26 protein-coding genes are annotated in these 25,095 nt (G+C 72.8%); 23 read left to right on the top strand and 3 right to left on the bottom strand.

Annotated elements, in window-relative coordinates; genetic code table 11:
• Window positions 1–3 precede the first annotated feature (3 nt).
• From fliF to KLP28_14225, 22 genes are all read left to right on the top strand, one after another.
• Entirely contained in the window at window positions 4–1,596 is a 1,593-nt protein-coding gene (fliF, locus tag KLP28_14330) for a flagellar M-ring protein FliF (GenBank protein ID QWC84727.1), read from the top strand.
• On the top strand, window positions 1,593–2,609 hold the full coding sequence (gene fliG / locus KLP28_14325) for a flagellar motor switch protein FliG (protein ID QWC84726.1): 1,017 nt from the start codon (window positions 1,593–1,595) through the stop codon (window positions 2,607–2,609). The genes fliF and fliG overlap by 4 nt, the downstream gene beginning before the upstream one ends.
• Window positions 2,593–3,396 (top strand): hypothetical protein, encoded by an 804-nt coding sequence (locus tag KLP28_14320; GenBank protein ID QWC84725.1) that lies wholly within the window; start codon window positions 2,593–2,595, stop codon window positions 3,394–3,396. Before fliG ends, KLP28_14320 begins: the two co-directional genes overlap by 17 nt.
• Complete coding sequence (locus KLP28_14315; protein ID QWC84724.1) at window positions 3,393–4,703, top strand: FliI/YscN family ATPase; 1,311 nt, start codon at window positions 3,393–3,395, stop codon at window positions 4,701–4,703. The genes KLP28_14320 and KLP28_14315 overlap by 4 nt, the downstream gene beginning before the upstream one ends.
• Window positions 4,700–5,164: a flagellar export protein FliJ gene (gene fliJ, locus KLP28_14310; GenBank protein QWC84723.1), complete on the top strand. Its 465-nt coding sequence runs from the start codon at window positions 4,700–4,702 to the stop codon at window positions 5,162–5,164. The genes KLP28_14315 and fliJ overlap by 4 nt, the downstream gene beginning before the upstream one ends.
• Window positions 5,161–6,192, top strand: a complete 1,032-nt coding sequence (locus KLP28_14305) for a transglycosylase SLT domain-containing protein (GenBank protein ID QWC84722.1) — start codon at window positions 5,161–5,163, stop codon at window positions 6,190–6,192. Before fliJ ends, KLP28_14305 begins: the two co-directional genes overlap by 4 nt.
• Complete coding sequence (locus KLP28_14300) at window positions 6,189–7,646, top strand: flagellar hook-length control protein FliK (GenBank protein ID QWC84721.1); 1,458 nt, start codon at window positions 6,189–6,191, stop codon at window positions 7,644–7,646. The genes KLP28_14305 and KLP28_14300 overlap by 4 nt, the downstream gene beginning before the upstream one ends.
• 8 nt (window positions 7,647–7,654) lie before the next feature.
• On the top strand, window positions 7,655–8,296 hold the full coding sequence (locus tag KLP28_14295) for a hypothetical protein (GenBank protein QWC84720.1): 642 nt from the start codon (window positions 7,655–7,657) through the stop codon (window positions 8,294–8,296).
• Between the two features lie 75 nt (window positions 8,297–8,371).
• Window positions 8,372–9,163, top strand: coding sequence for a flagellar hook-basal body complex protein (locus KLP28_14290; GenBank protein ID QWC84719.1), 792 nt, complete (start codon window positions 8,372–8,374; stop codon window positions 9,161–9,163).
• Between the two features lie 220 nt (window positions 9,164–9,383).
• A complete protein-coding gene (locus KLP28_14285; protein ID QWC84718.1) occupies window positions 9,384–9,668 on the top strand; it encodes a flagellar FlbD family protein in 285 nt (94 codons plus the stop codon).
• 3 nt (window positions 9,669–9,671) lie between these two features.
• The gene (locus KLP28_14280) at window positions 9,672–10,439 is read left to right on the top strand and encodes a MotA/TolQ/ExbB proton channel family protein (protein QWC84717.1); all 768 of its coding nucleotides are present in this window, start codon (window positions 9,672–9,674) and stop codon (window positions 10,437–10,439) included.
• Between the two features lies 1 nt (window position 10,440).
• On the top strand, window positions 10,441–11,478 hold the full coding sequence (locus tag KLP28_14275) for a flagellar motor protein MotB (protein ID QWC84716.1): 1,038 nt from the start codon (window positions 10,441–10,443) through the stop codon (window positions 11,476–11,478).
• Entirely contained in the window at window positions 11,475–11,906 is a 432-nt protein-coding gene (locus tag KLP28_14270) for a flagellar basal body-associated FliL family protein (GenBank protein ID QWC84715.1), read from the top strand. Before KLP28_14275 ends, KLP28_14270 begins: the two co-directional genes overlap by 4 nt.
• A gap of 160 nt (window positions 11,907–12,066) precedes the next feature.
• On the top strand, window positions 12,067–13,023 hold the full coding sequence (locus tag KLP28_14265) for a flagellar motor switch protein FliM (GenBank protein QWC84714.1): 957 nt from the start codon (window positions 12,067–12,069) through the stop codon (window positions 13,021–13,023).
• Window positions 13,020–13,901, top strand: a complete 882-nt coding sequence (gene fliN / locus KLP28_14260) for a flagellar motor switch protein FliN (GenBank protein ID QWC84713.1) — start codon at window positions 13,020–13,022, stop codon at window positions 13,899–13,901. The genes KLP28_14265 and fliN overlap by 4 nt, the downstream gene beginning before the upstream one ends.
• Before the next feature lie 3 nt (window positions 13,902–13,904).
• The gene (locus KLP28_14255; GenBank protein QWC84712.1) at window positions 13,905–14,417 is read left to right on the top strand and encodes a flagellar biosynthetic protein FliO; all 513 of its coding nucleotides are present in this window, start codon (window positions 13,905–13,907) and stop codon (window positions 14,415–14,417) included.
• 77 nt (window positions 14,418–14,494) lie between these two features.
• Window positions 14,495–15,280: a flagellar type III secretion system pore protein FliP gene (gene fliP / locus KLP28_14250; protein QWC86994.1), complete on the top strand. Its 786-nt coding sequence runs from the start codon at window positions 14,495–14,497 to the stop codon at window positions 15,278–15,280.
• Window positions 15,281–15,288: 8 nt separating this feature from the next.
• The gene (gene fliQ, locus KLP28_14245) at window positions 15,289–15,558 is read left to right on the top strand and encodes a flagellar biosynthesis protein FliQ (GenBank protein ID QWC84711.1); all 270 of its coding nucleotides are present in this window, start codon (window positions 15,289–15,291) and stop codon (window positions 15,556–15,558) included.
• A gap of 25 nt (window positions 15,559–15,583) precedes the next feature.
• The gene (locus KLP28_14240; GenBank protein ID QWC84710.1) at window positions 15,584–16,351 is read left to right on the top strand and encodes a flagellar biosynthetic protein FliR; all 768 of its coding nucleotides are present in this window, start codon (window positions 15,584–15,586) and stop codon (window positions 16,349–16,351) included.
• A complete protein-coding gene (locus KLP28_14235) occupies window positions 16,351–17,541 on the top strand; it encodes an EscU/YscU/HrcU family type III secretion system export apparatus switch protein (GenBank protein ID QWC84709.1) in 1,191 nt (396 codons plus the stop codon). The genes KLP28_14240 and KLP28_14235 overlap by 1 nt, the downstream gene beginning before the upstream one ends.
• 141 nt (window positions 17,542–17,682) lie before the next feature.
• Complete coding sequence (flhA, locus tag KLP28_14230; GenBank protein ID QWC84708.1) at window positions 17,683–19,737, top strand: flagellar biosynthesis protein FlhA; 2,055 nt, start codon at window positions 17,683–17,685, stop codon at window positions 19,735–19,737.
• Window positions 19,734–20,123: a hypothetical protein gene (locus tag KLP28_14225; protein ID QWC84707.1), complete on the top strand. Its 390-nt coding sequence runs from the start codon at window positions 19,734–19,736 to the stop codon at window positions 20,121–20,123. The genes flhA and KLP28_14225 overlap by 4 nt, the downstream gene beginning before the upstream one ends.
• 7 nt (window positions 20,124–20,130) lie before the next feature.
• Here the strand turns inward: KLP28_14225 and KLP28_14220 are convergent, their stop codons facing one another.
• The 3 genes from KLP28_14220 to KLP28_14210 are packed head-to-tail and all read right to left on the bottom strand — an operon-like array spanning window position 20,131 to window position 24,364.
• Window positions 20,131–20,964 (bottom strand): DNA glycosylase, encoded by an 834-nt coding sequence (locus KLP28_14220; protein QWC84706.1) that lies wholly within the window; start codon window positions 20,962–20,964, stop codon window positions 20,131–20,133.
• A gap of 19 nt (window positions 20,965–20,983) precedes the next feature.
• Window positions 20,984–22,975 carry a hypothetical protein gene (locus tag KLP28_14215; GenBank protein QWC84705.1) on the bottom strand — a complete coding sequence of 664 codons (1,992 nt, stop codon included), beginning with the start codon at window positions 22,973–22,975 and terminating at the stop codon, window positions 20,984–20,986.
• Window positions 22,976–22,984: 9 nt separating this feature from the next.
• Window positions 22,985–24,364: a sigma 54-interacting transcriptional regulator gene (locus KLP28_14210; GenBank protein QWC84704.1), complete on the bottom strand. Its 1,380-nt coding sequence runs from the start codon at window positions 24,362–24,364 to the stop codon at window positions 22,985–22,987.
• Window positions 24,365–24,479: 115 nt separating this feature from the next.
• Here KLP28_14210 and wrbA point away from each other — a divergent pair, with 115 nt between their 5' ends.
• Window positions 24,480–25,079, top strand: a complete 600-nt coding sequence (wrbA, locus tag KLP28_14205; GenBank protein QWC84703.1) for an NAD(P)H:quinone oxidoreductase — start codon at window positions 24,480–24,482, stop codon at window positions 25,077–25,079.
• Window positions 25,080–25,095: the final 16 nt, after the last annotated feature.

The following is a 25,095-nucleotide window of genomic DNA, read 5'->3' as shown; positions in this document are numbered from 1 at the left end:
CTGATGAAAGACCTCCTCCTCCGCCAGGGGAACTCCCTGCAGCGCCAGCTCTCCGTGCTCTCCGCCGCCCAGAAGGCCTCGGCGGCCGTGGGCGTCGTCGCGCTGCTGGTCGCGGCCGTCATGCTCTTCAACTGGGCGACGAAGCCGACGTACACCCCGCTGTTCACCGGCCTGTCGAACAGCGACGCCGCGGCGGTGATCCAGGAGCTGGACGCCCGCGGCCTCCCGTACGAGCTCGTCGACGGCGGCGCCACGATCCGGGTGCCGCAGGCCGACGTGTACGCCACCCGCATCGCGCTGAGTGCCGAGGGCCTCCCCGCCGGCGACGAGGGTGGCTACGCGCTGCTCGACGAGCAGGGCATCGCCACGTCGCAGTTTCAGGAGCAGACGGCCTTCAAGCGCGCCATGGAGACCGAGCTCGGCAACACGATCGCCTCCATCGACGGCGTCAGCTCGGCCGTCGTGCACCTCGCCCTACCGGTCAAGCAGGTCTTCGCCGAGGAGCAGGCCCCGCCGACGGCCTCGGTCCTCCTCACCTCCGGCGGCGGCGACACCCTCGACGCCCAGCAGACCCAGGCCGTGGTGCACCTGGTCGCCTCCTCCATCGACGGCATGGACCCCGACGACGTCACCGTCGCCGACTCCAGCGGTCAGGTGCTCTCGGCCGGCGACGGCAACGACGCTGCCGCCGCGAGCACCCGGACCCAGCAGACGATGACCGTGCAGAACGAGATGCGCAGCCGCATCCAGACCATGCTCGACCGCGTCGTCGGACCGGGCAACTCCACGGTGCAGGTCACCGCCGACCTCGACTTCGACAACACCGTGCGCGAGTCGACCTTCTACAACGCCGACCCGAACCGTGCGCCGCTCTCTGAGTCCACCACCACCGAGCGGTACGACGGCCCGGGCGCCGCGGCCGCCGGCGGCGTCCTGGGACCCGACGGCCAGACCGAGATCGGCAACGCCGGCGACGACGAGACGACCTACCGCAACACCAGCACCACGCGCGACAACGCCGTCGACAAGACCGTGGAGCGGCGTGAGGAGGCGCAGGGACAGCTCGAGGCGCTGCACGTCGGCGTCGTGCTCGACGCCCGCAACGCCGGCACCGTCGACCCCAACGAGATCAGCCGCCTGATCTCCTCCACCGTCGGCATCGACCGCCAGCGCGGCGACACCGTGCAGGTCGCGTCCCTGCCCTTCGACCGCACCGCCGAGGAGGCCACGGCTGCCGAGATCGCCGCCGCCGACGAGGCAGCGGCCGCCGCGGCCCGCATGGACCTGTACCGCAACCTCGGTCTCGGACTCGTGGTGCTGCTGGTGCTCCTGCTCGCCTGGCGTCGGGCCCGACGCAGCGCTGCGGACCGCGAGGCCGCCCGCCAGTACGTCGTCGAGCAGCTGCGGGCCGACCAGGACGCCCGCCGTGCGCCGGCCGAGCTCGAGGACATCGACTCGCCGGCCCTCGCCGCCCTCGAGGCCGCGCAGGAGCGGGAGGCCCAGAACCTCAAGGAGCAGCTCGAGCAGCTCGTCGACAGCCAACCCGACGACGTCGCCGCGCTGCTGCGCGGCTGGCTCGTGGAGCCGCGCCAGTGAGCGCCGCAGTCAGCACCGACTCCGGGGTGCACAAGGCCGCCGTGCTGCTGATCCAACTCGGCAAGGACAAGGCCGCGGCCATCATGAAGCACCTCTCCGAGGCCGAGGTCGAGGCGATCACCAGCGAGGTGGCCCGCCTGGACCGGGTCAGCGGCGAGGAGGCGCGCAGCGTCCTGGAGGAGTTCTCCGAGATGACCGCCGCGCGCGCCCACATCAAGAACGGGGGCCTCGGGCTCGCCCAGGAGCTCCTCGAGCAGTCCCTCGGCAAGGAGCGCGCCGAGGAGGTCATCGCCCGGCTCAACGCCGCCGCCGTGGCCATGCCGTTCCAGTTCCTCCATCGTGCCGACCCCGCCCAGCTGCGGTCCTTCATCGCCGACGAGCACCCGCAGGTGATCGCCCTGGTGCTCTCGCACATGACCCCGGACAAGGCCTCACTCCTGCTCTCCGGCCTGCCGCCCGAGCAGCAGGCCCGCGTCGCCCACCGCATCGCGGTCATGGACCGCACCTCCCCCGACATCGTCCGCGCCGTCGAGGCGACGCTCGAACGCAAGCTGTCCTCGGTGCTGCAGAGCAACACCATGTCGAAGGTCGGCGGCATCGGCCCGCTCGTCAACATCATCAACCGCTCCGACCGCAGCACCGAGCGCACCATCGTCGAGGGGCTCGCGACCCTCGACCAGCAGCTCGCCGACGAGGTCAAGTCGCGGATGTTCATGTTCGAGGACGTCGTCAACCTCGACGACCGTTCGGTGCAGCTCGTGCTGCGGCAGGTCGACACCGCCGACCTCGCGCTCGCCCTCAAGGGCGTCAAGGACGAGGTGCGCGAGAAGATCACCGGCAACCTCTCCTCCCGAGCCGCCGAGAACCTCCTCGAGGAGGTCGAGCTGCTCGGCGCCGTACGCCTCGCCCAGGTCGAGGAGGCCCAGCAGGCCGTCATCCGGGTGATCCGGACGCTCGAGGAGCAGGGCCAGATCATGGTCGCCCGTGGAGGTGACGATGAGTTCGTCAGCTGAGCCGCGCGGGGGGTCTGCGGGCGAGCCGCGCCCCGCGCCGGTCCCCGACCTGCGTCTCGTACGCCTCCCGGCGCAACGCACCGGAGCGGAGCCGCTGTCCCTGCTCCGCCCCGAGGACCGGGCGCGCACCCGCGCCGAGGCCGACGGGTACGCCGCAGGCTACTTCCGGGGCATCGCCGACTCCCGCCGCCGTGCGGCCGCCGAGCTCGCCACCGGCCGCGCCCGACTCGAGCAGTCGGCCGCCACCACCGCGGAGCACCAGGCCGCCGAGCACGCCGCGGCGGTCCGCGCCCTGACGGACGCCGCCGCAGCCCTGACCGACCAGCTGACCGCACTGCGTGAGGAGCTGACCGCCGACGCCGCCGACCTCGCCGCGGTCCTCGTCGAGGCGATCCTCGGGCGCGAGCTCGGGCGGCTCGACACCCGGAACGCCGCCGACGACGTCGTCCGCCGCGTCCTGGGGGCGCTGGGCGAGCTCGCCGCCGAGTCCGGTCAGGGTGACCAGGGCGACCAGCTGCGCGCCACCGTCCGGCTGTCACCGGCCGTCGTCGCCGTCCTCGACGACACCGCCCGCGAGGGACTCGCCCGGCACGGCGCCCGGGTCGTCGCCGACCCCGGCCTCGAGCGCGACGACGCCGTCGTCGACGCCGCCAGCACGCGCGTCGACCTGCGCCTGGCCAGCACCGTCCGCCGCGTCCGCGCCGCCCTGTGCGACGACCAGGGCGACGACCTGGGCGCGGACCTGGGTGAGGACCTGGACGCGGACCTGGCTGAGGACCCGTCATGACGCTCACCGCAGAGCGCCGCGCCGCCGCGTTGGCCGCCACCCGCGCACCGCTGCTCGGGCGGGTCACCGAGCTGGTCGGCCTGCACGTCCGCGTCGCCGGGGTGCCCGCCGGGGTCGGCGAGCTGCTCGAGGTCGATGCGGGCCGCCACCGGCGCCCGGTGCTCGTGGAGGTCGTCGCCAGCCGACCGGACGGACTGGTCTGCCTGCCGCTCGACGACCTCACCGGTCTGCGCACGGGTGCCCTGGTGCACGCCACCGGATCGCCGCTCCGCGTCCCCGTCGGCGAGGACCTGCGTGGTCGGGTCCTCGACGGGCTCGGCCGTCCCATCGACGGCGGCGCCTCGCTCGCGCACCTGCCGAGGGTCGGCATCAACGCCTCCGCCCCACGGCCGCTGGACCGCGCACCCATCACCACACCGGTGGGACTGGGCGTCCGCGCCCTCGACACGCTGGTGCCCTGCGGGCGCGGGCAGCGCATCGGCATCATGGCGGGCTCCGGCGTCGGCAAGTCCAGCCTGCTCTCGCAGATCGCCCGCGGCACCGACGCCGAGATCTCCGTCATCGCCCTGGTCGGCGAGCGTGGACGCGAGGTGCGCGAGTTCATCGAGAACGACCTGGGTCCTGAGGGACTCGCCCGCTCCGTCGTCGTCGTCGCGACCTCCGACGCCCCGGCCGTCGAGCGCCTGCGCGCCGGCTTCACGGCGACCCGCATCGCCGAGCACTTCCGTGACGCCGGCCGCGACGTGGTGCTGATGATGGACTCGCTGACCCGCATCGCCTTCGCCCAGCGGGAGATCGGGCTGTCCGCCGGCGAACCGCCCGCCACCCGCGGCTACCCGCCGAGCGTGTTCGGTCTGCTGCCGAAGCTGCTCGAGCGGGCCGGCACCGCGGCGACCGGCAGCATCACCGGCCTCTACACCGTCCTCGTCGAGGGCGACGACCTGCAGGACCCGATCGGCGATACCGCCCGCTCGATCCTCGACGGCCACGTCGTGCTGACCCGCCGCCTCGCCACCTCCGGCCACTTCCCCGCCATCGACGTGCTCGAGTCCGTGTCCCGCCTGACCTCCGCCGTCACCTCGCCAACGCAGCGGGAGCTCGCCACCCGGCTGCGCCGGATGCTCGCGGCGCACCGCGACGTGCGCGAGCTCGTCGAGATCGGGGCGTACGTCGCCGGCACCGACGCCGACGCCGACGCGGCGCTGGCCCGGATGAGCCAGATCGACGCGTTCCTCCGACAGCCGCTCGGCGACGTCAGCGACCTCGACGGCGCCTGGTCCCGCCTCGCCTCGGTGGTGGCCGCATGAGCACCCGGATGCACACCCACGACCGCGGGCTGCACGCCGTACGACGCGTCCGCGCGGCCCGCGAGGAGGACAGCCACCTCGGGCTGGCCCGCGCGGTCGCCGAGCAGCAGGAGCGAGAAGCGACCGTCGTACGCCTCACCGACGGCCTCCGCGGCGTCGCGACGACGACGGCGGCCACGAGCGCGACCGCGTACGCGGTGCACCACGCCCACCTGGTCGCCCTCGGGGAGCGCCTCGGCGCGGCCCGGGCCGAGGCCCGGGCGGCAGCGCGGGTCGTCGACAGCGCGCGCGAGCACTGGATCGCCGACCACCGGCGTCTGGAGTCCGTCGACGGACTGCTGGAGCGCCGCCGCGAGCAGCGCGCCGAGGAGGCGTCACGCCGAGCCGCGCGCGAGGACGACGAGACGGCGGCGACGCTGTGGCGCCGCACCACCGCCCGTTCCCACGGCGGTGCGTCATGACGTTCGGCGGCCTGGCCGCCGTGCAGGCGCGCATCAGCGAGATCCAGGCGCAGTTCCCGGCCCCGGCGCCGGTCGTCTCCCTGCCGGCCGCCCGGACCGGCGGCACCGCCTCCGGCGCCGCGCCGGCACCGAACTTCGCCGGCGCCCTCGCCGACGCCTCCTCGCTGCTCCGCTCCGCGATCCCCGTGCAGCAGGCAGGCGGACTCGACCGTGCCGGGTCCGCCGGCGGTCCGACCGGCAGCGACGTCGTCGCCGGAGCGCGGAAGTACCTCGGCGTCCCGTACGTCTGGGGCGGCACCGACCCCTCGGTCGGCCTCGACTGCTCCGGCCTGGTGCAGCGCGTCTACCGCGACCTCGGCATCGAGCTGCCTCGCGTGTCCCGGGACCAGGCGCAGGCCGGGCGGCCCGTCGCCTTGCTGGCCGACGCCCGGCCCGGCGACCTGCTCGCCTTCAACTCCCCCGTCAGCCACATCGCGATCTACATCGGCGGCAACCAGATGATCGAGGCGCCGCGCCCCGGCAAGGACGTGCAGGTCTCGCCCGTCTACGACACCCCGACCGCGATCCGCCGTGTGCTGCCCGAGGCCTCCGTGACCGGCGCGGGCGCCCTCGCCCGGGCCGGTGCGGTCGGTGGCTCGAACCTGACCGGTGTGCCGTACGCCGACCTGTTCACCAGTGCCGGACGTCGCCACGGTGTCCCGCCCGTGCTGCTCGCCGAGGTGGCACGCGCGGAGTCCGCGTTCGACCCGCGCGCCGTCAGCCACGCCGGCGCGCAGGGGTTGATGCAGCTGATGCCTGCCACCGCCGCCGGACTGGGGGTCAGCAACTCCTTCGACCCCTCCCAGGCCGTCAACGGGGCTGCGAAGCTCCTGCGTGACCTGCTGGACCGCTTCGGCCGCACCGACCTCGCGCTCGCGGCCTACAACGCCGGACCGGGCGCGGTGCTGCGCTACGACGGCATCCCCCCGTACGCCGAGACCCAGGCCTACGTCAGCAAGATCATGGGCCGGCTGGAGGTCGCCGCATGACCAGGACCACGTCCCTCGGGGGCACCGTGATGGCCACCGTGCCCGGCGCCGTGCCCTCGCGACCGGGGACCACCGTCGCCCCGGCCGGCGGGGTGGACGCGTCCTCGTCGTCGCGCTCCGGCGCGACCTCCGGCGAGGTGCTCGCCCTGCTGGGAGGACCCGGTGCCGCACCGGGCGGATGCGGCACGACGGACTCCGCCGTGGCCGGCTTCGCCTCGCTGGTGGCGAAGGCTCTCGCCGCCTCGGTCCCGCCGCAGCGCACTGCCGGGCCGTCCGCCGCCCCGACCCCCGAGCCCACAGCCGCCCCAGGCGCGGCGGACAACGAGGGCATCGCGGGTGCCGCGTCTGCCGCGGACGTGGAGGGCGCCGTGGGCGTCATGGACGGCGTATCCGTCGGGGGCGTCGTGGGCGTCGACGTCGCACGAGAGGCTCCGCCGGCCGCCCTCCTCGCTCTCCTCGGTGCGCCCGTGGGACGTACGACGCCGGCACCGCCTACGGGAGGCCCCGCGGCGACTGCGCCGACGGCGGAGCAGTCCCGGCCCCCCGCGGCGGGATCCGCCGCCGCACCGCTGACGGTGGACGCCGTACAGGCGCCTGCGGCTGCTCCGGTCGGACCCGTCGCCGGCCGGTCGACCGCCGCCGACACTGCCGGGATCACGACTGCCGGGGCCACCACCGGGGCCACCACCGAGCGGCCCGTGACGTCCGCGGCCGCGCCCTCGTCGATCTCCGTCACCGCCTCGAACCCGAGTGCCCCTGCGGTCGCCACGGTGTCCGCGACGTCCGCGACGTCCGCGACGTCCCCGGCGCCCCCGGCACAGCTGGCGCCGGACGCGGCGCCGACCGCCGTCGCTAACCCGGTGACGACGCCGGTGACTGCGCCGGTGACAGCGCCGGTGGCTGCGCCGGCCGACCAGGCACGGAGCGTCGGTGCCCAGGTGATCCCGGAGGTCGCCGAGCACGCCCGACGGGGCCCGGGCGTGCACCGCGTGACCCTGCAGCTGCACCCGGAGACGCTCGGTGAGGTCAAGGTCGTGCTGACGATGCGAGCCGGCGAGGTGCACGTCAGCCTCGCCGCGGGTCAGGAGGCTCGCGGGATGCTGCGCGAGTCCCTTCCCGAGCTGCAGCGTCTGCTCGAGGGCGGCGGCGCACGCGAGGCCCAGGTGGCACTCCGGGAACTCGCCGGCTCCGGGTCGGCCCTGTCCGGCTCGTCGCCCGGCACGCTCGGGGGTCAGCCGCACGACCAGGCCGCGGGCGACGGCCCGGGGCCTCGCCCCGGCAGCGGGGACGGCGGCGACAGCCGAGGCGCGGCCCACGCAGACCAGCACCACGGACGCGCAGGGACGCGCGGAACCGGTCAGACCACGGAGGGACAGCTCGACGGGTCGAAGACCCGTCCGGTCACCCCGGGTGCGCACACGCTGCGCGACGCAGGGGTCGACCTGGTCATGTAGGAGGACCGATGACGGTTCCCGTACCCGAGGCGCTCGGCCCGACCGAGGTCGCCGGCCTGTTCGGACCCGGCGCCTCGTCGGCGTCGCAGCAGGCGGCGCAGGACAAGGAGATGTTCCTCAACCTGATGGTGGCGCAGCTGCGCTACCAGGACCCGATGAACCCCGCCGACATGGGCCAGTTCATGGCCCAGAACGCCCAGATGCAGGCGCTGGAGAAGATGCAGGAGGTCGCTGACGCGACCACCGCGCTGATGACCCAGCAGATGGCCTTCGGCGCGGCGGGACTCGTCGGTCGGGAAGTCACCTGGCCGGGAGCCGACGGTCAGCTGCTGCGCGGCACCGTCGGCGCCGTCAGCTTCTCCGCCGACGGCCCTGTCCTCGACGTCGAGGGCCACTCGATCTCGATCAACCAGGTGCAGGCGGTCGGCACACCTGATCCGATCCGCGGGAGCAGCGGCCCCGTGGCGTCCGGTCCGGACCCGACGGCGGCCCCTGCGGCCGGCCAACCGGCCGACCCGACTGCCAACCCGACGGCCAACCAGGGAGGCACGTCCGCGCGCGACACCACCGTCCGCACCGATCCGGGCGCCGCCGTCGTCACCGACGCCCCCGACACCCCGGCCGACGCCGTCACCGGCGTCATCCTCTGACCCCGCTCCCGTACGACCACCCCAGACCCCTCAGACCCCTCAGACCTCCCAGACCTCTCAGACAAGGAATCCACCATGCTCCGTTCACTCTTCTCCGGCATCAGCGGTCTGCGCACCAACCAGACGATGCTCGACGTCACCGGCAACAACATCGCCAACGCGAACACCACGGGCTTCAAGGGCACCACCACGGTGTTCCAGGAGAACCTGAGCCAGCTCGTCACCGGCGCCGGCCAACCCGCCGCCGCACGTGGTGGCACCAACCCGATGCAGATCGGTCTGGGCACGGGGGTGTCCGCGACGTCGGGCAACTTCACCCAGGGCTCCGCGCAGCAGACCGGTCGCAACACCGACGTCATGCTGCAGGGCGACGGCTTCTTCGTCGTGGAGAACGACGGCCAGCCGGTCTACACCCGCGCCGGCGCTTTCTCCTTCGACGCCAACTCCAACCTCGTCACCCCCTCGGGCGGTCTCGTGCTCGACGCGGCGGGCAACCGCATCACGCTGCCCCAGGGCCTCTCCTCCTTCAACTTCGGTGCCGACGGCGTCCTGCGCGGGGTGCAGGCGGACGGCACCCGCATCGACATCGCCACGCTCGGCATCGCGACGTTCGCGAACCCCGGCGGCCTCGAGCGCATCGGCGAGACGTCCTTCCGCGCAACCGCGAACTCCGGCGCCGCGCAGGTCGCGCAGGCCGGCACCGACGGTCGTGGGACCCTGCTCGGCGGGGCGCTCGAGATGAGCAACGTGGACCTCGCCGCCGAGTTCACCACGCTGATCCTGGCCCAGCGCGGTTTCCAGGCCAGCTCACGGGTCATCACCACCTCCGACCAGGTGCTCGAGGAGCTCGTGAACCTCAAGCGCTGAGCTCGTCCGCGCCCAGGTCGACGCGACCGTGCCCCGTCCGGGGACGGTCGCGTCGTCGCGTACGGGCCACGCGGTGCGGACCTTTGCCAGCGACCGACCGCCCCGGCTCAGGTTCCGCCGACGGCGGCCGATGAGAGGGGGGACCGACCACGGAGGGTCGGTCACCGTCCGCTCGCCGCGCGTCGCCGAGCGCACGGGACCACGCACAAGGACGGTGCCCATGATTGCCCTGACACGACTCTCGGGATCGGTGTTCGTGCTGAACGCCGACCTGATCGAGCGCGTCGACGCCACGCCCGACACGGTCGTCACCCTCGTCGACGGCAAGAAGTACGTCGTGCGCGAGGACCTCGCCATGCTGGTCGAGTCGGTGCTGGCCTACCGCGGGCAGATCGTCGCGCGCGGCAGCGGTGTCGATCCGACCGTCGCGACCTCCGCGGCCCCGGGTGCGCCGCACCTCGCGGTCGTCCCCGGCTCGGCCGGCCACCGCGGCCTGGAGGTCTGAGACATGGATCCGGCAACTCTGATCGGCATCGGCGTCGGCCTGCTCATCGTCGTCATCGCCAACATCCTCGAGGGCGGCAGCCCGTCACACATGCTGCTCCTCCCGCCCATGCTGCTGGTCTTCGGCACCACGCTCATGATCACCCTGGCCGGCGGCACGATGGCCGACGCGAAGCTGTCCCTGGTGCGGGCCAAGGAGGCCCTGACCTCCAAGGGCACGCAGGCCGCCGAGGTGGTCCCCCAGATCGTCACCCTGGCCGAGAAGGCACGCCGCGAGGGGCTGCTCGCCCTCGAGGACGAGCTGCGCGGCATCGACGACCCGTTCCTCGTCCGCGGGGTGACCATGGCCATCGACGGCACGGATCCCGAGGAGCTGCGGGAGATCCTCGAGGCCGAGGTGTACGCCCACCGCATGGAGAGCAAGCAGGCGGCGAAGTTCTGGGGCGACGCCGGTGCGTACGCCCCGACCGTCGGCATCATCGGCACCGTCATGGGGCTGGTGCACGTGCTGGAGAACCTGGCTCAGCCCGAGGAGCTCGGACACCTCATCGCCGCGGCGTTCCTCGCGACCCTGTGGGGCGTCGCCTCCGCCAACCTGTTCTGGCTCCCCCTCTCCAGCCGCATCAAGCGGCTCGCCGAGCTCGACGCCGGGCGCATGGAGGTCACCATCGAGGGCGTCGCCGCGATCCAGTCGGGGTCCAACCCGCGCATCGTGGCCCAGAAGCTGCGCTCGCTGCTGCCCGCGGCGCAGCGCGAGGTCGAGGCGGCCTGAGGTGTCCGGGGGTGGCGGGCGCGGCGGGGGCCGCAAGATGCCGGAGGAGGAGCACGAGAACCACGAGCGGTGGCTGGTGACCTACGCCGACATGGTGACCCTGCTGATGGTGCTCTTCATCGTCATGTTCGCGATGAGCCAGGTCGACGAGCGCAAGTTCAACGAGCTGCGGGAGGGGCTGGCCGCCGGCTTCGGCGCCTCGGACAGCCTGCTGTCCGGCAGCGCCTCGATCCTCGACTACCCCGGTACCCAGCCGGTGGAGATGTTCAGCCCCAACCAGGTCCTCGCCCGTCTGTCGCCCGAGGAGGCCCAGACGGTCACCGCCGCGATGGAGGCCGAGCGGGTGCTGGAGTCCCAGAGCGAGTACGCCGAGGCCTCCGCCGAGTACGACCGTCTGCTGTCGGTCCGGCAGGAGCTCCTCGCCGCCCTGCGCAAGAAGGGCCTCGACCAGGACGTCCGCACGGAGATCACCGACGACGGCCTCGTCGTCAGCCTCGTGTCCCGCACCGTCGTCTTCGACGCCCACCTCGCCAGCCTCACCGAGCGTGGCCGCGAGGTCGTGGCCACGCTCGCGCCGGTGCTGCGACGGCTCGGGGACCCGCTGCAGATCGACGGTCACACCAACCAGGTGAAGGTGCAGCCGAAGTTCTACGACTCCGACTGGGACCTCGCAGCAGCCCGCGCCATCACCGTGCTCCGCCTGCTGGACGAGGAGTTCGGCATCCCCCCGTCGCTGCTGACCGCGTCGTCGTTCGGCGCCGAGAAGCCGTTGGTCGACCCTGACGAGCCCGGCAGCCAGCAGATCAACAAGCGTGTGGACATCATCGTCGTCTCGACCGCCCCGAGCACCGTCTCTCGGCTGCTGGGCACCGTCGCCGAGGACCGCCGACGGGGCGCCCCGCCCGCGGCGTACCCGCTCGACGCCCTCCCCCCCGACGACGGCGTACGCGCAGGCCCGACGGCGAGCGAGACCACCGAGCCCACCGAGACCACCGACACCGCCGAGACACCCGAGACCCCTGAGAGGAACCAGCCATGAGCGTCACCGACATGCCGGAGGCCGAGGAGGCCAGGCGCGGTCCGAGCAAAATCGTCCTCGTCGGTCTCGCGGTCGTCGTGCTCGTGCTCGCCGCCGCCGCCTACTTCGTCGTCTTCGCCGGCGACGCCGAGGCCGAGGCCGCGCCGGAGCCCGGCGAGGTGCTCACGCTCGACCCGATCCAGATCAACCTGTCAGGGAGCCACTACCTGCGCCTGGGGATGGCGCTGCAGCTCACCGCCGACGCCACGCACGCCGACGGGTCGAAGGCGCTCGACGCGGCCATCGACCAGTTCAGCGGCATGCCGATGGAGGAGCTCACCCAGGCACAGGGACGCCGTGCCGAGAAGAGGGAGCTGCTCGAGCACCTGGAGAAGGTCTACCACCACGAGGTGATGGACGTGTTCTTCACGGAGTTCGTCATGCAGTAGCCGCCGGCGGCCGGTCGACCCCCGATCGGCTCCCCGGGCACGGAGGCCCAGGGAGGGACACACCCGGCGACACACCGCACGACGCGGTCGGGTCCAGGAATGTCGCAATTCATCACGAGGATCACCTCAGGTGCCCTGACGTCGTGCCGATGGGCCTGCCGTGACGGCCTCGACGACTGCAGCGGACCCGCGTGGTCACGTGCTCGGCAGCCGTGCGCGGCGCCGCCGTGAGCTGCCGCCGGTGGACTACGACTTCCGTCAGCCCATCCAGCTCTCGCGTGAGCACTCGCGCCTGCTGCAGATCGGCTTCGACACCTTCGCGCGTCAGGCCACGACCGTCTTCACCTCCTCGCTGCGCACGGTGTGCACGTGCTCGCTGCTGAACATCGAGCAGACCTCCTACGCCGACTACATCGACGACCTGATGGCGCCGACGTACATGACGGTGATGACGCTCGAGCCGCTCGCCGGTCTCGGCATCTTCGAGATCCCCCTCGCGGCAGTGATGGCGTCGGTGGACCACATGCTGGGCGGCCCCGGCAGCGGCGACCAGCCCGTACGCCCGTTGACGGACATCGAGTCCTCGGTCGCCTCGGGCCTGGTCCAGCGCCTCCTCGGGGAGCTGCGCTACAGCCTCGCCGGCACGCTCGGGATCGAACCCGCGGTGCACGAGGTGGAGTACAGCCCTCAGTTCGCCCAGGCCGCCGCGGCCGGTGACGCCATGGTGCGGGCGCGGCTGGACGTGCACGTCGGCGACGTCGGTGCGGTCATGACGGTCTGCCTCCCCTTCAGCTCGGTGCTGCCGGCGCTGGCGAAGGCCGCGGCTCCCGCCCCGGCCTCCGAGCGCGAGCGCGCCCAACGAGCCAACGCCGCCGAGCTGGTGGGCGCCACCTTCGAGGAGGTCCCCGTGACCGCGACCGTGCAGCTGTCCGGCACCCCGACCGATCCCGCAGTGCTCAGCGGTCTCGAGCCCGGGACGGTGCTCCGCCTGGCCCACCACGCCGACCGTCCCCTCGACCTGGTCGTCGAGGACGTCGTGCTCGCCAGCGTGCGTCCAGGCGCCCACGGCCGCCGCCTCGCCGCCCTCGTCGTCCCCGACCCGGAGGAGACCCCGTGACCGATCCCGAGAAGGCCCTCGCGCTGTGCGTGGAGGCCGCCGAGCAGCTCGCCTCGGTCCTGCCCTCCTCCGAGGAGCTCACCGTCGCCGGCGCCCAGCCCGGCACCGAGCACGTCGTCGCGCCCTTCTCCGCCGCGGTGCTCGCCGAGACGGACCTGGGCCGGATCGCGGTGCTCGTCGCCGAGGAGCTCATCGAGGCCGTCAGCCAGTCCGACCTCACCGGCATGGACCTGCCGGCCGCGGTCCGTCCCGCGCTCGACGCCGCGACCGCGCACCTGCGGGTCGACGTCGCGGAGGTCCGTGACACCGAGCTCGCCCTCGTCGTCAGCGACCTGGGCGGCGACTTCACCGTGGTGCCCCTGATCGGCGACGGATTCGTCGCGGCCCTGGCCGTGCCGAGGCCCGTGCTCGACGGGGCCGTCGAGCGACGCCGGCTGCCGCGGCCGGCGCCGGTCGACGCGCTCTCCCCCGGCGAGGCGACCCAGCATGAGGGGGCGGCCGCAGCCGTGCCCCTCGCCGACGCCGGATCCGCCACCGACCCCCAGCCTCGCGATGCGTACGAAGCGCGAGACGAACCCCCGCTGACCCGACCCGTCTACCACCAGGGAGGGCCCGTGCCCCCGCAGCAACGACGCGGCATCGAGCTCCTGCACGGCGTGGACATGGAGGTGACCGTCGAGCTCGGACGTACCCGTCTCGCCGTGCGCGACCTGCTCGGTCTCGCGCCGGGTGCGGTCGTCGAGCTCGACCGCGCTGCCGGTGCACCCGCGGACCTGCTGGTCAACGGTCGCCTGATCGCCCGGGGCGAGGTCGTCGTGGTCGACGAGGACTTCGGCCTGCGCATCACCGAGATCGTCGAGACCCGCACGGCGGTCTGAGTCGTGATCGAGCTGCTCCTCCGCCTGGTCGCGAGCCTCGCCGTCGTCGTCGGTCTCCTGCTGGTGCTGACCCGGCTGGGCGCACGCCGTTTCTCCGGCTCGTCCGACGGCCTCGTGACGGTGCTCCACCGGCAGCCGCTGAGCCGCACGTCCTCCCTCACGGTCGTCGACGTGGCCGGCCGGGTGCTCGTGCTCGGTGCCACCGAGCAGCAGATCAGCCTCGTCACCGAGCTCGACGCGGTCGACCTCGAGACCGTGACCGCCCGCCGGGTCACCGTGCCCGAGCCGCGGGCGGCCTCATCCGAGCTGCCCGCGGCCGACGCTGCCGCAGCGACCACCGCAGCGACCACCGCTCGTCGGGCCGAGCGTGCACCGGCCGGTGCCCTGTCCGGCTCCGTCCTCTCCCCTGCCACCTGGCAGGCGGCCAAGCAGGCGCTCGGCGTCCGTGGCCCCGCCGCCCGGCCCACGAACGGGGCGGGCAAGCGTCGTGCCGAGGGGGGACGACGCGCCTCGTGACCAGCCCTCCCACCGTGACGACCGCCGCGCCGTCCCGGCACCTCCGACGCACCGCCGCCGCCCTCGGGGTCGCGGCGGTGCTCGTGGTGTCCGGGGCGCCGTTCGCGGGCACGGCGTACGCCGACGAGCTGGACCCCGCCCGGCCGGGAGGCCCCGGCGGCCCCGCCGGACCGACCGGGGGCGCCACCACCGGTGGCGGCGACGGGGTCGTCATCAACTTCGACGGCCTCACGGACTCCCCCAGCAACTCCGTCACCGTGCTGTTGACACTCACGTTGCTGTCGTTGCTGCCGGCGATCGTGCTGACCTGCACCAGCTTCACCAAGATCTTCGTGGTGCTGGGCCTGACCCGCAACGCGCTCGGGCTGCAGCAGACACCGCCCAACCAGGTGCTCGCGGGCCTCGCGCTGTTCCTCTCGCTGTTCATCATGGCGCCGGTGCTCTCGGCGGTGAACGACGTCGGTCTGCAGCCCTACCTCGCCGGTGACATGACCGCCCAGCAGGCCTTCGAGGCAGGCGTCCAGCCGTTGCGTACGTTCATGCTCGCCCAGACCGGTGACGAAGAGCTCCTGCTCCTGACCAACGTGGCGGACCGGGAGCTGCCCGACGACCGCGCCGACGTGGGCCTGACGACGCTGGTGCCGGCCTTCGTCCTGTCCGAGCTCAAGGCCGCCTTCACGATCGGCTTCATCGTGTTCATCCCGTTCCTGGTCATCGACATCGTCGTGGCCGGGGCCCTGATGGCCCTGGGCATGATGATGATGCCTCCGGTGATGGTGTCGCTGCCGTTCAAGCTGCTGCTCTTCGTGCTCGTCGACGGCTGGGGCCTGGTGGTCGGCTCGATCGTGGCGAGCTACGGGTAGGCGGGGCGATGACTGACACCGAGGTCCTCGCGATCGCCCTGCAGACGATGATGGTCGTGATGAAGCTGTCGGCTCCCATCCTGGTCACCTCGCTGGTGATCGGCTTCGCCGTCTCCCTGTTCCAGGCGATGACCCAGATCCAGGAGTTCACCCTCGCCTTCGTCCCGAAGCTCATCGGTGTCGGCGTCGCCCTGATGATCTCGGGCAACTGGATGCTGCAGACGCTCATCGACTTCACCAACGACCTGTTCGAGCGGGTCCCTTCCCTGCTCGGCTGAGGCCTAGCAGCAGCCGGGTCGAGTCGTGGTCCTCACCGTCGCGGGCGAGCCGTTGATCGCCTACCTGCTCGCCAGCCTGCGCATCGTGGCCTGGCTCGCGGTCGTGCCGCCGTTCGCGGGGCGCTCGGTGCCACCGACCGTGAAGGCGGTGCTCTCCTTGGGCCTCGCCTTCGCCGTCGCTCCCGGTCTCGCCGACGGGACCATCGAGACCGGGCCGTTCGCGCTGCTGCTCAACTCCGCCACGCAGGTGCTGATCGGCCTGGCGATGGGCTACGTCACCGCGCTGATCTTCGCCGCCGTCGCCGCCGCCGGCAGCCTCGTCGACCTCTTCGGAGGCTTCTCGCTCGCCCAGGGCTTCGACCCCCTCGGCATGAACCAGACCTCGGTGTTCGGGCGCTTCCACCAGCAGCTCGCGATCATCCTGCTCTTCGCCACAGGGGGTCACCTGCTCGTCATCGGTGGACTGCTGACCACCTTCGACGCGCTCCCGCTCGGCGTGAACCCCGGGCCCGTCGGCGGGCCCGGCCTGCTCATCACCGCCTTCACCACGTTCTTCGCCGTCGCGGTGCAGATCGCCCTGCCGTTGATCGGCGTGCTGTTCGTCGCCGACCTCGGACTGGCGCTGCTGACGAAGATCGCCCCGCAGCTCAACGCGCTCAACGTCATGTTCCCGATGAAGATCGGGCTGACCCTGCTGCTCCTCGGCCTGTCCTTCCCGGCGCTGTCCCCCGCGATCCAGCGGCTCACCGACCTCGCCCTCGAGGCGATGGCCACCATGGCGGGGGCGGGCTGATGGCCGACAAGAACGCGACCGGGGAGAAGACCGAGGCACCGACCCCGAAGCGCAAGAAGGAGGCACGCAAGGAAGGGCAGGTCGCCCGGACCCCGGAGTTCGGCGGCTGGGCCTCCGTGCTCGTCGTGGCGCTCCTGGCACCGGTGCTCGTGCCCCGGGAGATGGCGCGGCTGACCGAGATGACCGTCTCCAGCCTCCGCCGATCCACCGAGGTCTCGGCCGAGGAGGCCCTGCTGCTCGTCGGCCAGGGCCTGCAGCACGCCCTGGTCGTGCTCGTCCTGCTGGGCGCCATCGTGCTGCTCGTCGCGGTGGCCGCCGCGCTGTCCCAGGGTGGTTTCTACGTCGCCTCCAAGGCCGTGAAGCCGAGCCTGAAGAAGCTCGACCCCCTGCAGGGGTTGAAGCGGGTCTTTGGCCCCCACGCGGCGTGGGAGGGCGTGAAGGTGCTGGCGAAGGCCTCGGTGCTCAGCCTCGTGGTCTGGTTCATCGCCAAGGGGTCCATGGACACCGTCGGACAGCTCCGGACCACGACCGACGTCATCGCCGGCACCGGCGACATGTCGCTGCGCCTCCTGCGCACCGTGGCCCTCGCGGCGCTCGTCCTCGCGGCAGCCGACTACGCGGTGATGCGCCGTCGCACGCTGAAGCAGACCCGCATGAGCAAGCACGACGTGAAGCAGGAGAACAAGCAGTCCGAGGGCGACCCGATGCTCAAGGGAGCGCGCCGCAGCCGTCAGATCGCCATGTCGCGCAACCGCATGATGGCCTCGGTCGCAGACGCCGACGTCGTGCTGGTCAACCCGACGCACGTCGCCGTCGCGCTGCGCTACGAGCAGGACGCAGGCGCCCCGAAGGTGGTCGCCCGCGGCGCCGGCATCGTCGCGGCCCGGATCCGCGAGCGCGCGGCCGACCACGACGTGCCGATGGTGCGCGACGTCCCCCTCGCCCGGGCGCTGTACCGCTCGACGGAGGTGGGCATGGAGGTGCCCGCCGAGCTCTTCGTCGCGGTGGCGCAGGTGCTGGCCTTCGTGATCAGCCGACGGCAGCGAGGCGCACGGGGCGGCACCCACGACACACCGCGACCGCGAGCGGCGGTCACCGACCTCCCCGAGGTGGCCGACGCGGCACGACGCAGGCGGCGTACGCCCGGCGCGGCCCCGCCCCGCCCGCGCCCCGGCGCCCACCGCGCCTGAGCACCTGACGTCATCACCTGAACTGACCGGGACGTTCCCCTCAGGTCCCCCGCCGTGGGGCCGATCGGCCCGGGGACGCCAGGAGGGTGTCGACCCGCGCCACGGACGGCGCCGCCGGAACGTGCTCGCGAGAGGCCCTCCATGCAGAAGCGGATCACCCAGCTCGGGATCCCCCTCGGCATCGTGCTGATCGTCGTCATGCTGGTGGTGCCGCTGCCCGCGTACCTGCTCGACCTGCTCATCGCCGTGAACATCGTCGGGTCGCTGCTGGTGCTCCTCACGGCGATGTTCGTGCACCGGCCGCTGGACTTCGCGGCGTTCCCGGCCGTGCTGCTGGTGATGACGCTGTTCAGGCTCTCGCTCAACGTGTCGGCCACCAGGCTGGTGCTGCTCGACGGCTACGCCGGCAAGGTCATCGACACCTTCGGCCACTTCGTCATCGGCGGCTCGCTCATCGTCGGTCTGATCGTCTTCTCCATCCTGCTGGTCATCCAGTTCGTCGTCATCACCAACGGCGCCGGCCGGGTCGCCGAGGTCGGCGCGCGCTTCACCCTCGACGCGATGCCCGGCAAGCAGATGGCCATCGACGCCGACCTCAACTCCGGTCTCATCGACGAGGACGAGGCACGCCGTCGCCGCAGCGAGGTGCACGCCGAGGCCGACTTCTACGGTGCGATGGACGGCGCCTCGAAGTTCGTCAAGGGCGATGCCATCGCCGCCATCATCATCACGATCGTGAACCTGCTCGGCGGGTTCGCGGTCGGTGTGGTCAGCAACGGCCTCAGCTTCGGCGAGGCCATGAACACCTACGCCCTGCTCACCGTCGGCGACGGTCTGGTCTCCCAGATCCCTGCGCTGCTGCTCTCGGTGGCCACCGGCCTGGTCGTCACGCGCTCGGTCGCCGACGACGACATGGGCTCGGACATCATGCGTCAGGTGCTGGCCAACCAGCAGCCGTTGCGGATCGCCGGATCCGCGGCCCTGCTGCTGTGCCTGATCCCGGGCATGCCGAAGCTGCCCTTCATCCTCGCCGGCGGCGCGATGCTGGTGCTCTCCACCCGCACCCCCGACAAGACGAGCAGACCCACCGGGCAGACGCCCGAGCTCGGGCCACCGGACGCGGACCGCCCGAACCCCGACTCCCCCGAGCAGCTCGCCGCCGACATCCAGGTCGACCCGCTGGGGCTCGAGCTCTCCGCCGACATCATCGACCTCGTCGACACCGACGCCGGGGGCGACCTCCTGGACCGGGTCAAGGCGCTGCGCCGCAAGGTCGCGGGCGACATCGGCATCGTGGTGCCGCCGGTGCGTACGCGCGACAACCTCGAGCTGCCCTCCCGCACGTACGCCATCAAGCTCTTCGGCATCGAGGTCGCCCGCGGCGAGGCACCGCGCGGCACCCTGCTCGCGATCGGCGACTTCCTCGGCGCCCTGCCCGGTGAGTCGACCACCGAGCCGGTGTTCGGCCTGGAGGCCAAGTGGATCCCCGCCGAGCTGCGCAGCCAGGCCGAGCTCTCCGGCGCCACCGTGGTCGACCGGGGGTCGGTCATCACGACGCACCTCGCCGAGGTCGTCACCACGCACGCAGCCCGGCTGCTGGGCCGCGAGGACGTCCGTCTGCTCACCGACGTGGTCAAGCGCAGCCACCCCGTCGTCGTCGAGGAGCTCACCCCGGCGCAGCTGAGCCTCGGCGAGGTGCAGCGCGTGCTGCAGGCGCTGCTCGCCGAGGGGGTCTCGGTGCGGGACCTCGTCCGCATCTACGAGGCACTGAGCCTGCGGGCCGCCCACACCAAGGAGCTGGACTCCCTCGTGGAGGCCGCCCGCAGCAGCCTCGGACCCGCCGTCGTCGCGCCGTACCTCACGAACGGAGTCGTGCACGTGCTGAGCTTCGAACCGCTCCTGGAGCAGCAGATGCTCGAGGCCCTGCGGCCCACCGAGATGGGGCCCGTGGTGGCCCTGGACCCCGACACCGGCACCGGGGTGATCGGCGAGCTCGGTCGGCTGGTCACCGAGGCCGAGAACGCCGGCATCCGCCCCGTGCTGGTCTGCGCACCGTCACTGCGGGCAGCGGTGCGTCGCATGATCGCCCCCGTGCACGACCGTCTCCCCGTGCTCTCCTACCAGGAGCTCGTCGGCGCCGGCCAGGTCCAGGGTCTCGGCGTCGTCTCCGGCCGGGCGGCGGTGGGCGCCCCGTGAGCCCCTTCTCCCCGCAGGTCGTCGCCGCGGCGACGCTGCTCACCGGTCCCGTCTTCTACCAGTCGCTCGTCGCGCGGACCGCCCCGCTGGACGTCGCCCTCACCCGCTTCCTGATCATCTGGGTGGTCACCTGGGTGGTCGTCAGCCTCGTGGTCGACCTGCTCTTCCCCACGCGGCTGGAGACCGAGCGCCGCGTACGCGACCTGCTGCTGGCCGAGCGCGAGGTGCGCAAGGCCCTGCAGGAGGCGGAGCAGAACGAGCAGTCCGAGCAGTCCGAGGCCGGCGAGCAGTCGTCCGCGCCCCCTGTGCCGGCTCCGCGCGAGGCCCCGACGGCTGAAGGTCAGGCCCGTGACGACGCCGCGAGCATCGGTCGCACGACCCCCTGACGGTCCGTCAACGGCTCCGTGCTGTCGGGACGCGTGCCTCGGGACCGGGACCGGGCTGGCACGACGGACACCACCACGTGACCCGGTTGGCCGGGTCGTTCGGCAGCTCCTTGACCTGCCGGATCGTCGTGCCGCACCGCAGGCACGGCCGGCGGTTGCGGCCCGAGACGTAGTGGTTCTCCCCGCGTCGTGTGTCGCCGGTGGTGACCTGGTACGCGCCGGGGACACGTGCCGAGCGCCGCAGCGCCTTCGCGCCCAGCCGTACGAGCCCCTCGGTGTCGACCTCGCCGACGGGCGTCCACGGGCTCAGTCCCCGCAGGAAGCACAGCTCGTTGGCCCACAGGTTGCCGAAGCCGGCGACCTTGCGCTGGTCCAGGAGTGCCGAGACCACCGGCACCCCGGGCTCCGAGGCCAGTCGCGAGGCCGCCGTCGTCAGGTCGAAGTCCTCGTGCAACGGGTCGGGGCCCAGGTGGCCGACCACCCGGTCCTCGTGCGCCGTCTCGACGAGCTCGACGACCGGGAGCGAGAGCCCGTACGCCGTGCGCCCGCTGGCCACCGCCAGCTCGACGCGTACGTCCGGCACGATCCGACGCGGGAGCCGCTTGCCGGGACCGGTGACGGTCCAGGACCCCTCCATCCGCAGGTGCGTGTGCAGCGTGAGCCCCTCGGACAGCCGGGTCAGCAGGTGCTTGCCGTGGGTGGCGTGCTCGAGCACGGTGCGGCCGGCCAGGTCCGCGGTCGCGTGGCGGGGCACGTTCAGCCGGCTGCGCGTGATCTGCTGACCCACCAACGCGGGGTCGAGCCGCCGCGCGAGCTTCCAGACGCTGTCGCCCTCGGGCATCCCTCGCGCCCCCGTGCCCTCAGCGCCGACCGCGGCGGGCGCGGAGGTAGTCGGCGACGACGTACTCCCCCAGCCGGTCGACGTCCGGGCTCAGCACCCGTCCGCCGGCGCGGCGGGCCATCGCGTCGACGAAGCGACGCAGGCCCGGGTCCTCGCCCAGCATGAAGAAGTTCAGCGTCGCGCCCGCCCGGACGACGTCGTCGACCTGCGCGACGGTCGCGCGGACCGTCTCCGGAGTCGAGGGCCACATGAAGAACGGGTGGCCGTCGCCGGTCAGGTGGGCGGTGGGCTCGCCGTCGGTCACCACGAGCACCACCGGCTCGGCGTCGGGATGGCGTCGCAGGTGCCGCCTGGCGAGCATCAGGGCGTGCTGGAGGTTCGTGCCCTGCACCCACTCGGGCTCGACCTCGGCGAGCTGCACCGCGTCGAGCCGGCGGGCGGTGCGGTCGAACCCGATGATCTGCAGGGCGTCCTGCCGGAACTGGGTCGAGACGAGGTGCGAGAGCGCCAGCGCGGTCTGCTTCATCGGGCCCCAGCGGCCCTCGTTGACCATCGAGAACGACAGGTCCACGCACAGGGCCACCGCTGCGCTGGTGCGCCGCTCGGTCTCACGGATCTCGAAGTCGTCCACGTGCAGCCTGGCGGGCAGCCCCTCGCCGCGCAGCAGCGCGTTGGAGACCGTACGCACGGTGTCGATGGGCTGCTCGTCACCGAACTGCCACGCCCGGGTGGTGCCGGTCGCCTCGTCCGCGGCACCCGGGCGCCGGTCGCGGTGGTCCCCGGACCCCGAGGCCTCCAGCTGGGCGAACACCGTACGCAGCGCGGACTGCCCCAGGCGGCGCACGGCCCGCGGTGTCAGCCGCGCCCCGTCCGCGCCGCGGGAGAGGTAGCCCTGCCGCTCGAGCTCGCCCTCGAGACGACGCAGCGCCTCGAGGTCACGGACCGCCTCGGCCCCCAGCTGACGCTCCAGAGCCTCCACGTCGACGTCGTCGAGGCTGCCCGGGCCACCGGGCGGACCGAACGGGTCCTCGCCCGGACCCTGTCCCTCGAGTGCCTGCTCGAGTGCCTCGAGGTCGGCGAGGTCGGCCAGCGCCTCGACGGCGTCGCTGTAGCCCAGGCTCTCGCCCTGACCCTGCCCCTGACCGACCCCCCGGGCGGGTCCGCGGTTCAGCCCGGGACGCAGCGACCGCAGGTTGTCACCGAGCTGGCTCATCTGCGAGGCGAGGTCGGGATCGCTCATCGCCTCGGCCATGAGCTGCTGCAGCTGGTCGCGCTGGTCGCTGCTCAACGAGCTCATCAGCCGATCGGCGGCCGCCTGCCGTCGCGCCAGCGCGTCGATCAGCTCGTCGACGGTCTCGGGCTGCTCGGGGAACAGCTCGCCGTGCCGCTCCATGAAGTCGTCGAAGTCGGCGTGCGTGTCCTCCCCGCGGGCGTGCTTCGCGAGCAGCGCGTTGAGGTCGGCGAGCATGTCCTTGACCGCGGCCATCGCCTGAGGATCGGGGTCGGCGAGCGCCTGCGCCATGCCGGCGAACTGCGCGTCCAGCACCTGCGTGGTGAGCATCCGCGTGATCTGCTCGTAGGTCTCCCGTGCCTCCGCGGAGGCCCAGTCGTACTCGCGCAGCCCTCGGACGGCGCCCGCGACGTCGTCGGGGAGGGTGGCGAGCTCCATCTCCTGCCACCGGGCGTCCTCGCCGTCGTCGGCGGCGAGCGCGTCGCGCTCGGTCGCCAGCGCCTGGTCGAGGGCGGCGCGCACCTGGTCCAGGGTGCCGCCGAGGTCACCGCGGCGGCGGGCCTGCTTCTTCATGCGGCGTACGCGGGCCGCGAGGTCGTCGAGCCCGCGCCGACCGTCGAGGCCACGCCGCAGCAGGTCGGCGATCGCCTCGCGCACCGAGCGTCCGGCGAGCACGTCCTCACCGAGCTCGTCGAGGGCGGCGCGCAGGTCGTACGGGGGCGCGAGCGGGTCCGGCCCGTCGTTCCAGGGGCCGTAGCGGTAGCGGGAGGAGCCTGCCACGGAGGTGCCTCAGACCCCGTAGACCGAGCGACCCGCCACCGACGCCTTGTCGATGCGCCGGGTCAGGTGCAGTCCCTCGAGGACCAGCTCGACCGCCGCGGCGGCGAGACCCTGGCTCGCCTCCTCCTCGCCCAGTCGCTCGAGCACGCCGGCGAGGCCGGGCAGCTCGCCGGCCTGGGCCAGCAGCTCGGCGGCCGGGACGAGCTCGCCGGTCTCAACGGTGTCTCCCTCGGCGAAGAGCTGGACGAAGGCGGTCAGGTCGGTGCCGGCGAGGTGCTCGCGGAAGGTCTCCGCGACCGCGACGCGCAGCAGGTGCGAGACGACGTCGCTCTCACGGCCTTCCTCCCCGGACTCGAACTCGACCTTGCCCAGCAGCATCGGCAGCACGGCGGCGACGTCGCCGACGCGCGCGACGGGCTCGGCCTCCCCCGTCCGTGCGGCGCGACGCAGCGCCGAGGCGGCGACGCCCTCGGCGGCCGCGATCGCGAAGCGGGCGCTCACGCCGGAACGTTGGTCGACCGCGGGTGACTCACGCAGCGCACGGACCAGCCGTGCGACGACCTCCAGCAGGTGCGCGGGCACCTCGGCCACGAGGTCCGCCTCCTGGGAGATCAGCGCGACCTCCTGCGCGACCTCCTCGGGGTAGTGCGTGCGCAGCTCGGCGCCGAAGCGGTCCTTCAGCGGCGTGATGATGCGTCCGCGGTTCGTGTAGTCCTCGGGGTTCGCGCTCGCCACCAGCAGCACGTCGACGGGCAGGCGCAGGGAGTAGCCGCGCACCTGGATGTCGCGCTCCTCGAGCACGTTGAACATCGCGACCTGGATCCGCTCGGCGAGGTCGGGCAGCTCGTTGATGCCGAAGATGCCGCGGTTGGTGCGCGGCAGCAGCCCGTAGTGGACGGTCTCGGGGTCACCGAGGGTGCGTCCCTCGGCCACCTTCACGGGGTCGACGTCGCCGACGAGGTCGCCGACCGAGGTGTCGGGGGTGGCCAGCTTCTCGACGTACCTGTCCTCGCGGGCCCACCAGGCCACCGGGAGCTCGTCGCCGAGCTCGGCGGCCAGCCGGGCGCAGCGCCCGCAGTGCGGGTCCAGCGGGTCGTCGTTGATCTCGCAGCCCTCGACGACCGGCACGACCTCGTCGAGCAGACCGGTGAGCGTACGCATCAGTCGCGTCTTGCCCTGTCCACGCTCCCCGAGGAGCACGAAGTCGTGGCCGGCGAGCAGCGCGCTCTCCAGGCGAGGCAGCACGGTGTCCTCGAGACCCACGATGCCGGGAAAGGCGTCACGGCCCTCGGCCAGCGCCGCCACGAGGTTCGCGCGGATCTCCTCCTTGACGGTGCGCGGCGTGTAGCCCGCGTCGCGCAGGGCACCCACAGTGGCAGGACGGTTCATGCTCCCGAGCCTAGGCACGCCCGCCTGACGTGCGCTGTGACGTGTGAGCCGGACCCGGTAGGGTAGTTTTACGTTAAACCACGCAGCGTTCCCGACGCCCAGGAGGCATCACCGCATGACCAAGCTCGCCGTCATCTACTACTCCGCCACCGGCACTGTCGACGCCATGGCACGCAAGGTCGCCGCCGAGGCCGAGGCCGCCGGCGCCGAGGTGCGCCTGCGCCACGTCGCCGAGCTGGCGCCCGCCGACATCGTCGAGGGCCAGCCGGCCTGGAAGGCCCACCGGGAGGCCGTGGCCGACGAGCCCGAGGCGACCGCCGACGACATCGTCTGGGCCGACGGCGTCATCATGGGCACGCCGACCCGCTTCGGCAACGTCTCCTCCCAGCTGAAGCAGTTCATCGACCAGCTCGGCGGCGAGTGGGGCCAGGGCAAGCTCGCCGACAAGGCGTATGCGGGCTTCACCTCGAGCCAGACCCTGCACGGCGGCCAGGAGCAGACCCTGACCTCGCTGTACACGACCTTCATGCACTGGGGTGGTGTCATCGTCGCGCCCGGCTACACCGACGGCCTCAAGTTCGTCGACGGCAACCCCTACGGCGTCGGGCACGTCACCGGGGCCAACAACGACGCACCGCTGGAGGACCCGACCAACGACGCGCTGACCCACCTCGCGCAGCGCGTGGTGCGCTTCGCGGGCAAGCTCGCCGGCTGATCGAGCAGCGTCGCTG

Source organism: Nocardioidaceae bacterium (genome assembly GCA_018672315.1).
Classification (GTDB): domain Bacteria; phylum Actinomycetota; class Actinomycetes; order Propionibacteriales; family Nocardioidaceae; genus TYQ2.
This window is presented reverse-complemented; position numbering and strand designations above follow the sequence as displayed.

What these genes read in the sequence shown, in the direction of transcription:
- KLP28_14220 (QWC84706.1), bottom strand. Translation starts at nt 20,964, where the DNA reads ATGCCCGAGGGCGACAGCGTCTGGAAGCTCGCGCGGCGGCTCGACCCC.
- KLP28_14320 (QWC84725.1), top strand. Translation starts at nt 2,593, where the DNA reads ATGAGTTCGTCAGCTGAGCCGCGCGGGGGGTCTGCGGGCGAGCCGCGC.
- KLP28_14300 (QWC84721.1), top strand. Translation starts at nt 6,189, where the DNA reads ATGACCAGGACCACGTCCCTCGGGGGCACCGTGATGGCCACCGTGCCC.
- KLP28_14315 (QWC84724.1), top strand. Translation starts at nt 3,393, where the DNA reads ATGACGCTCACCGCAGAGCGCCGCGCCGCCGCGTTGGCCGCCACCCGC.
- flhA (QWC84708.1), top strand. Translation starts at nt 17,683, where the DNA reads ATGCAGAAGCGGATCACCCAGCTCGGGATCCCCCTCGGCATCGTGCTG.
- KLP28_14280 (QWC84717.1), top strand. Translation starts at nt 9,672, where the DNA reads ATGGATCCGGCAACTCTGATCGGCATCGGCGTCGGCCTGCTCATCGTC.
- KLP28_14235 (QWC84709.1), top strand. Translation starts at nt 16,351, where the DNA reads ATGGCCGACAAGAACGCGACCGGGGAGAAGACCGAGGCACCGACCCCG.
- KLP28_14210 (QWC84704.1), bottom strand. Translation starts at nt 24,364, where the DNA reads ATGAACCGTCCTGCCACTGTGGGTGCCCTGCGCGACGCGGGCTACACG.
- fliF (QWC84727.1), top strand. Translation starts at nt 4, where the DNA reads ATGAAAGACCTCCTCCTCCGCCAGGGGAACTCCCTGCAGCGCCAGCTC.
- wrbA (QWC84703.1), top strand. Translation starts at nt 24,480, where the DNA reads ATGACCAAGCTCGCCGTCATCTACTACTCCGCCACCGGCACTGTCGAC.
- fliQ (QWC84711.1), top strand. Translation starts at nt 15,289, where the DNA reads ATGACTGACACCGAGGTCCTCGCGATCGCCCTGCAGACGATGATGGTC.
- KLP28_14270 (QWC84715.1), top strand. Translation starts at nt 11,475, where the DNA reads ATGAGCGTCACCGACATGCCGGAGGCCGAGGAGGCCAGGCGCGGTCCG.
- KLP28_14285 (QWC84718.1), top strand. Translation starts at nt 9,384, where the DNA reads ATGATTGCCCTGACACGACTCTCGGGATCGGTGTTCGTGCTGAACGCC.
- KLP28_14305 (QWC84722.1), top strand. Translation starts at nt 5,161, where the DNA reads ATGACGTTCGGCGGCCTGGCCGCCGTGCAGGCGCGCATCAGCGAGATC.
- KLP28_14290 (QWC84719.1), top strand. Translation starts at nt 8,372, where the DNA reads ATGCTCCGTTCACTCTTCTCCGGCATCAGCGGTCTGCGCACCAACCAG.
- KLP28_14295 (QWC84720.1), top strand. Translation starts at nt 7,655, where the DNA reads ATGACGGTTCCCGTACCCGAGGCGCTCGGCCCGACCGAGGTCGCCGGC.
- fliJ (QWC84723.1), top strand. Translation starts at nt 4,700, where the DNA reads ATGAGCACCCGGATGCACACCCACGACCGCGGGCTGCACGCCGTACGA.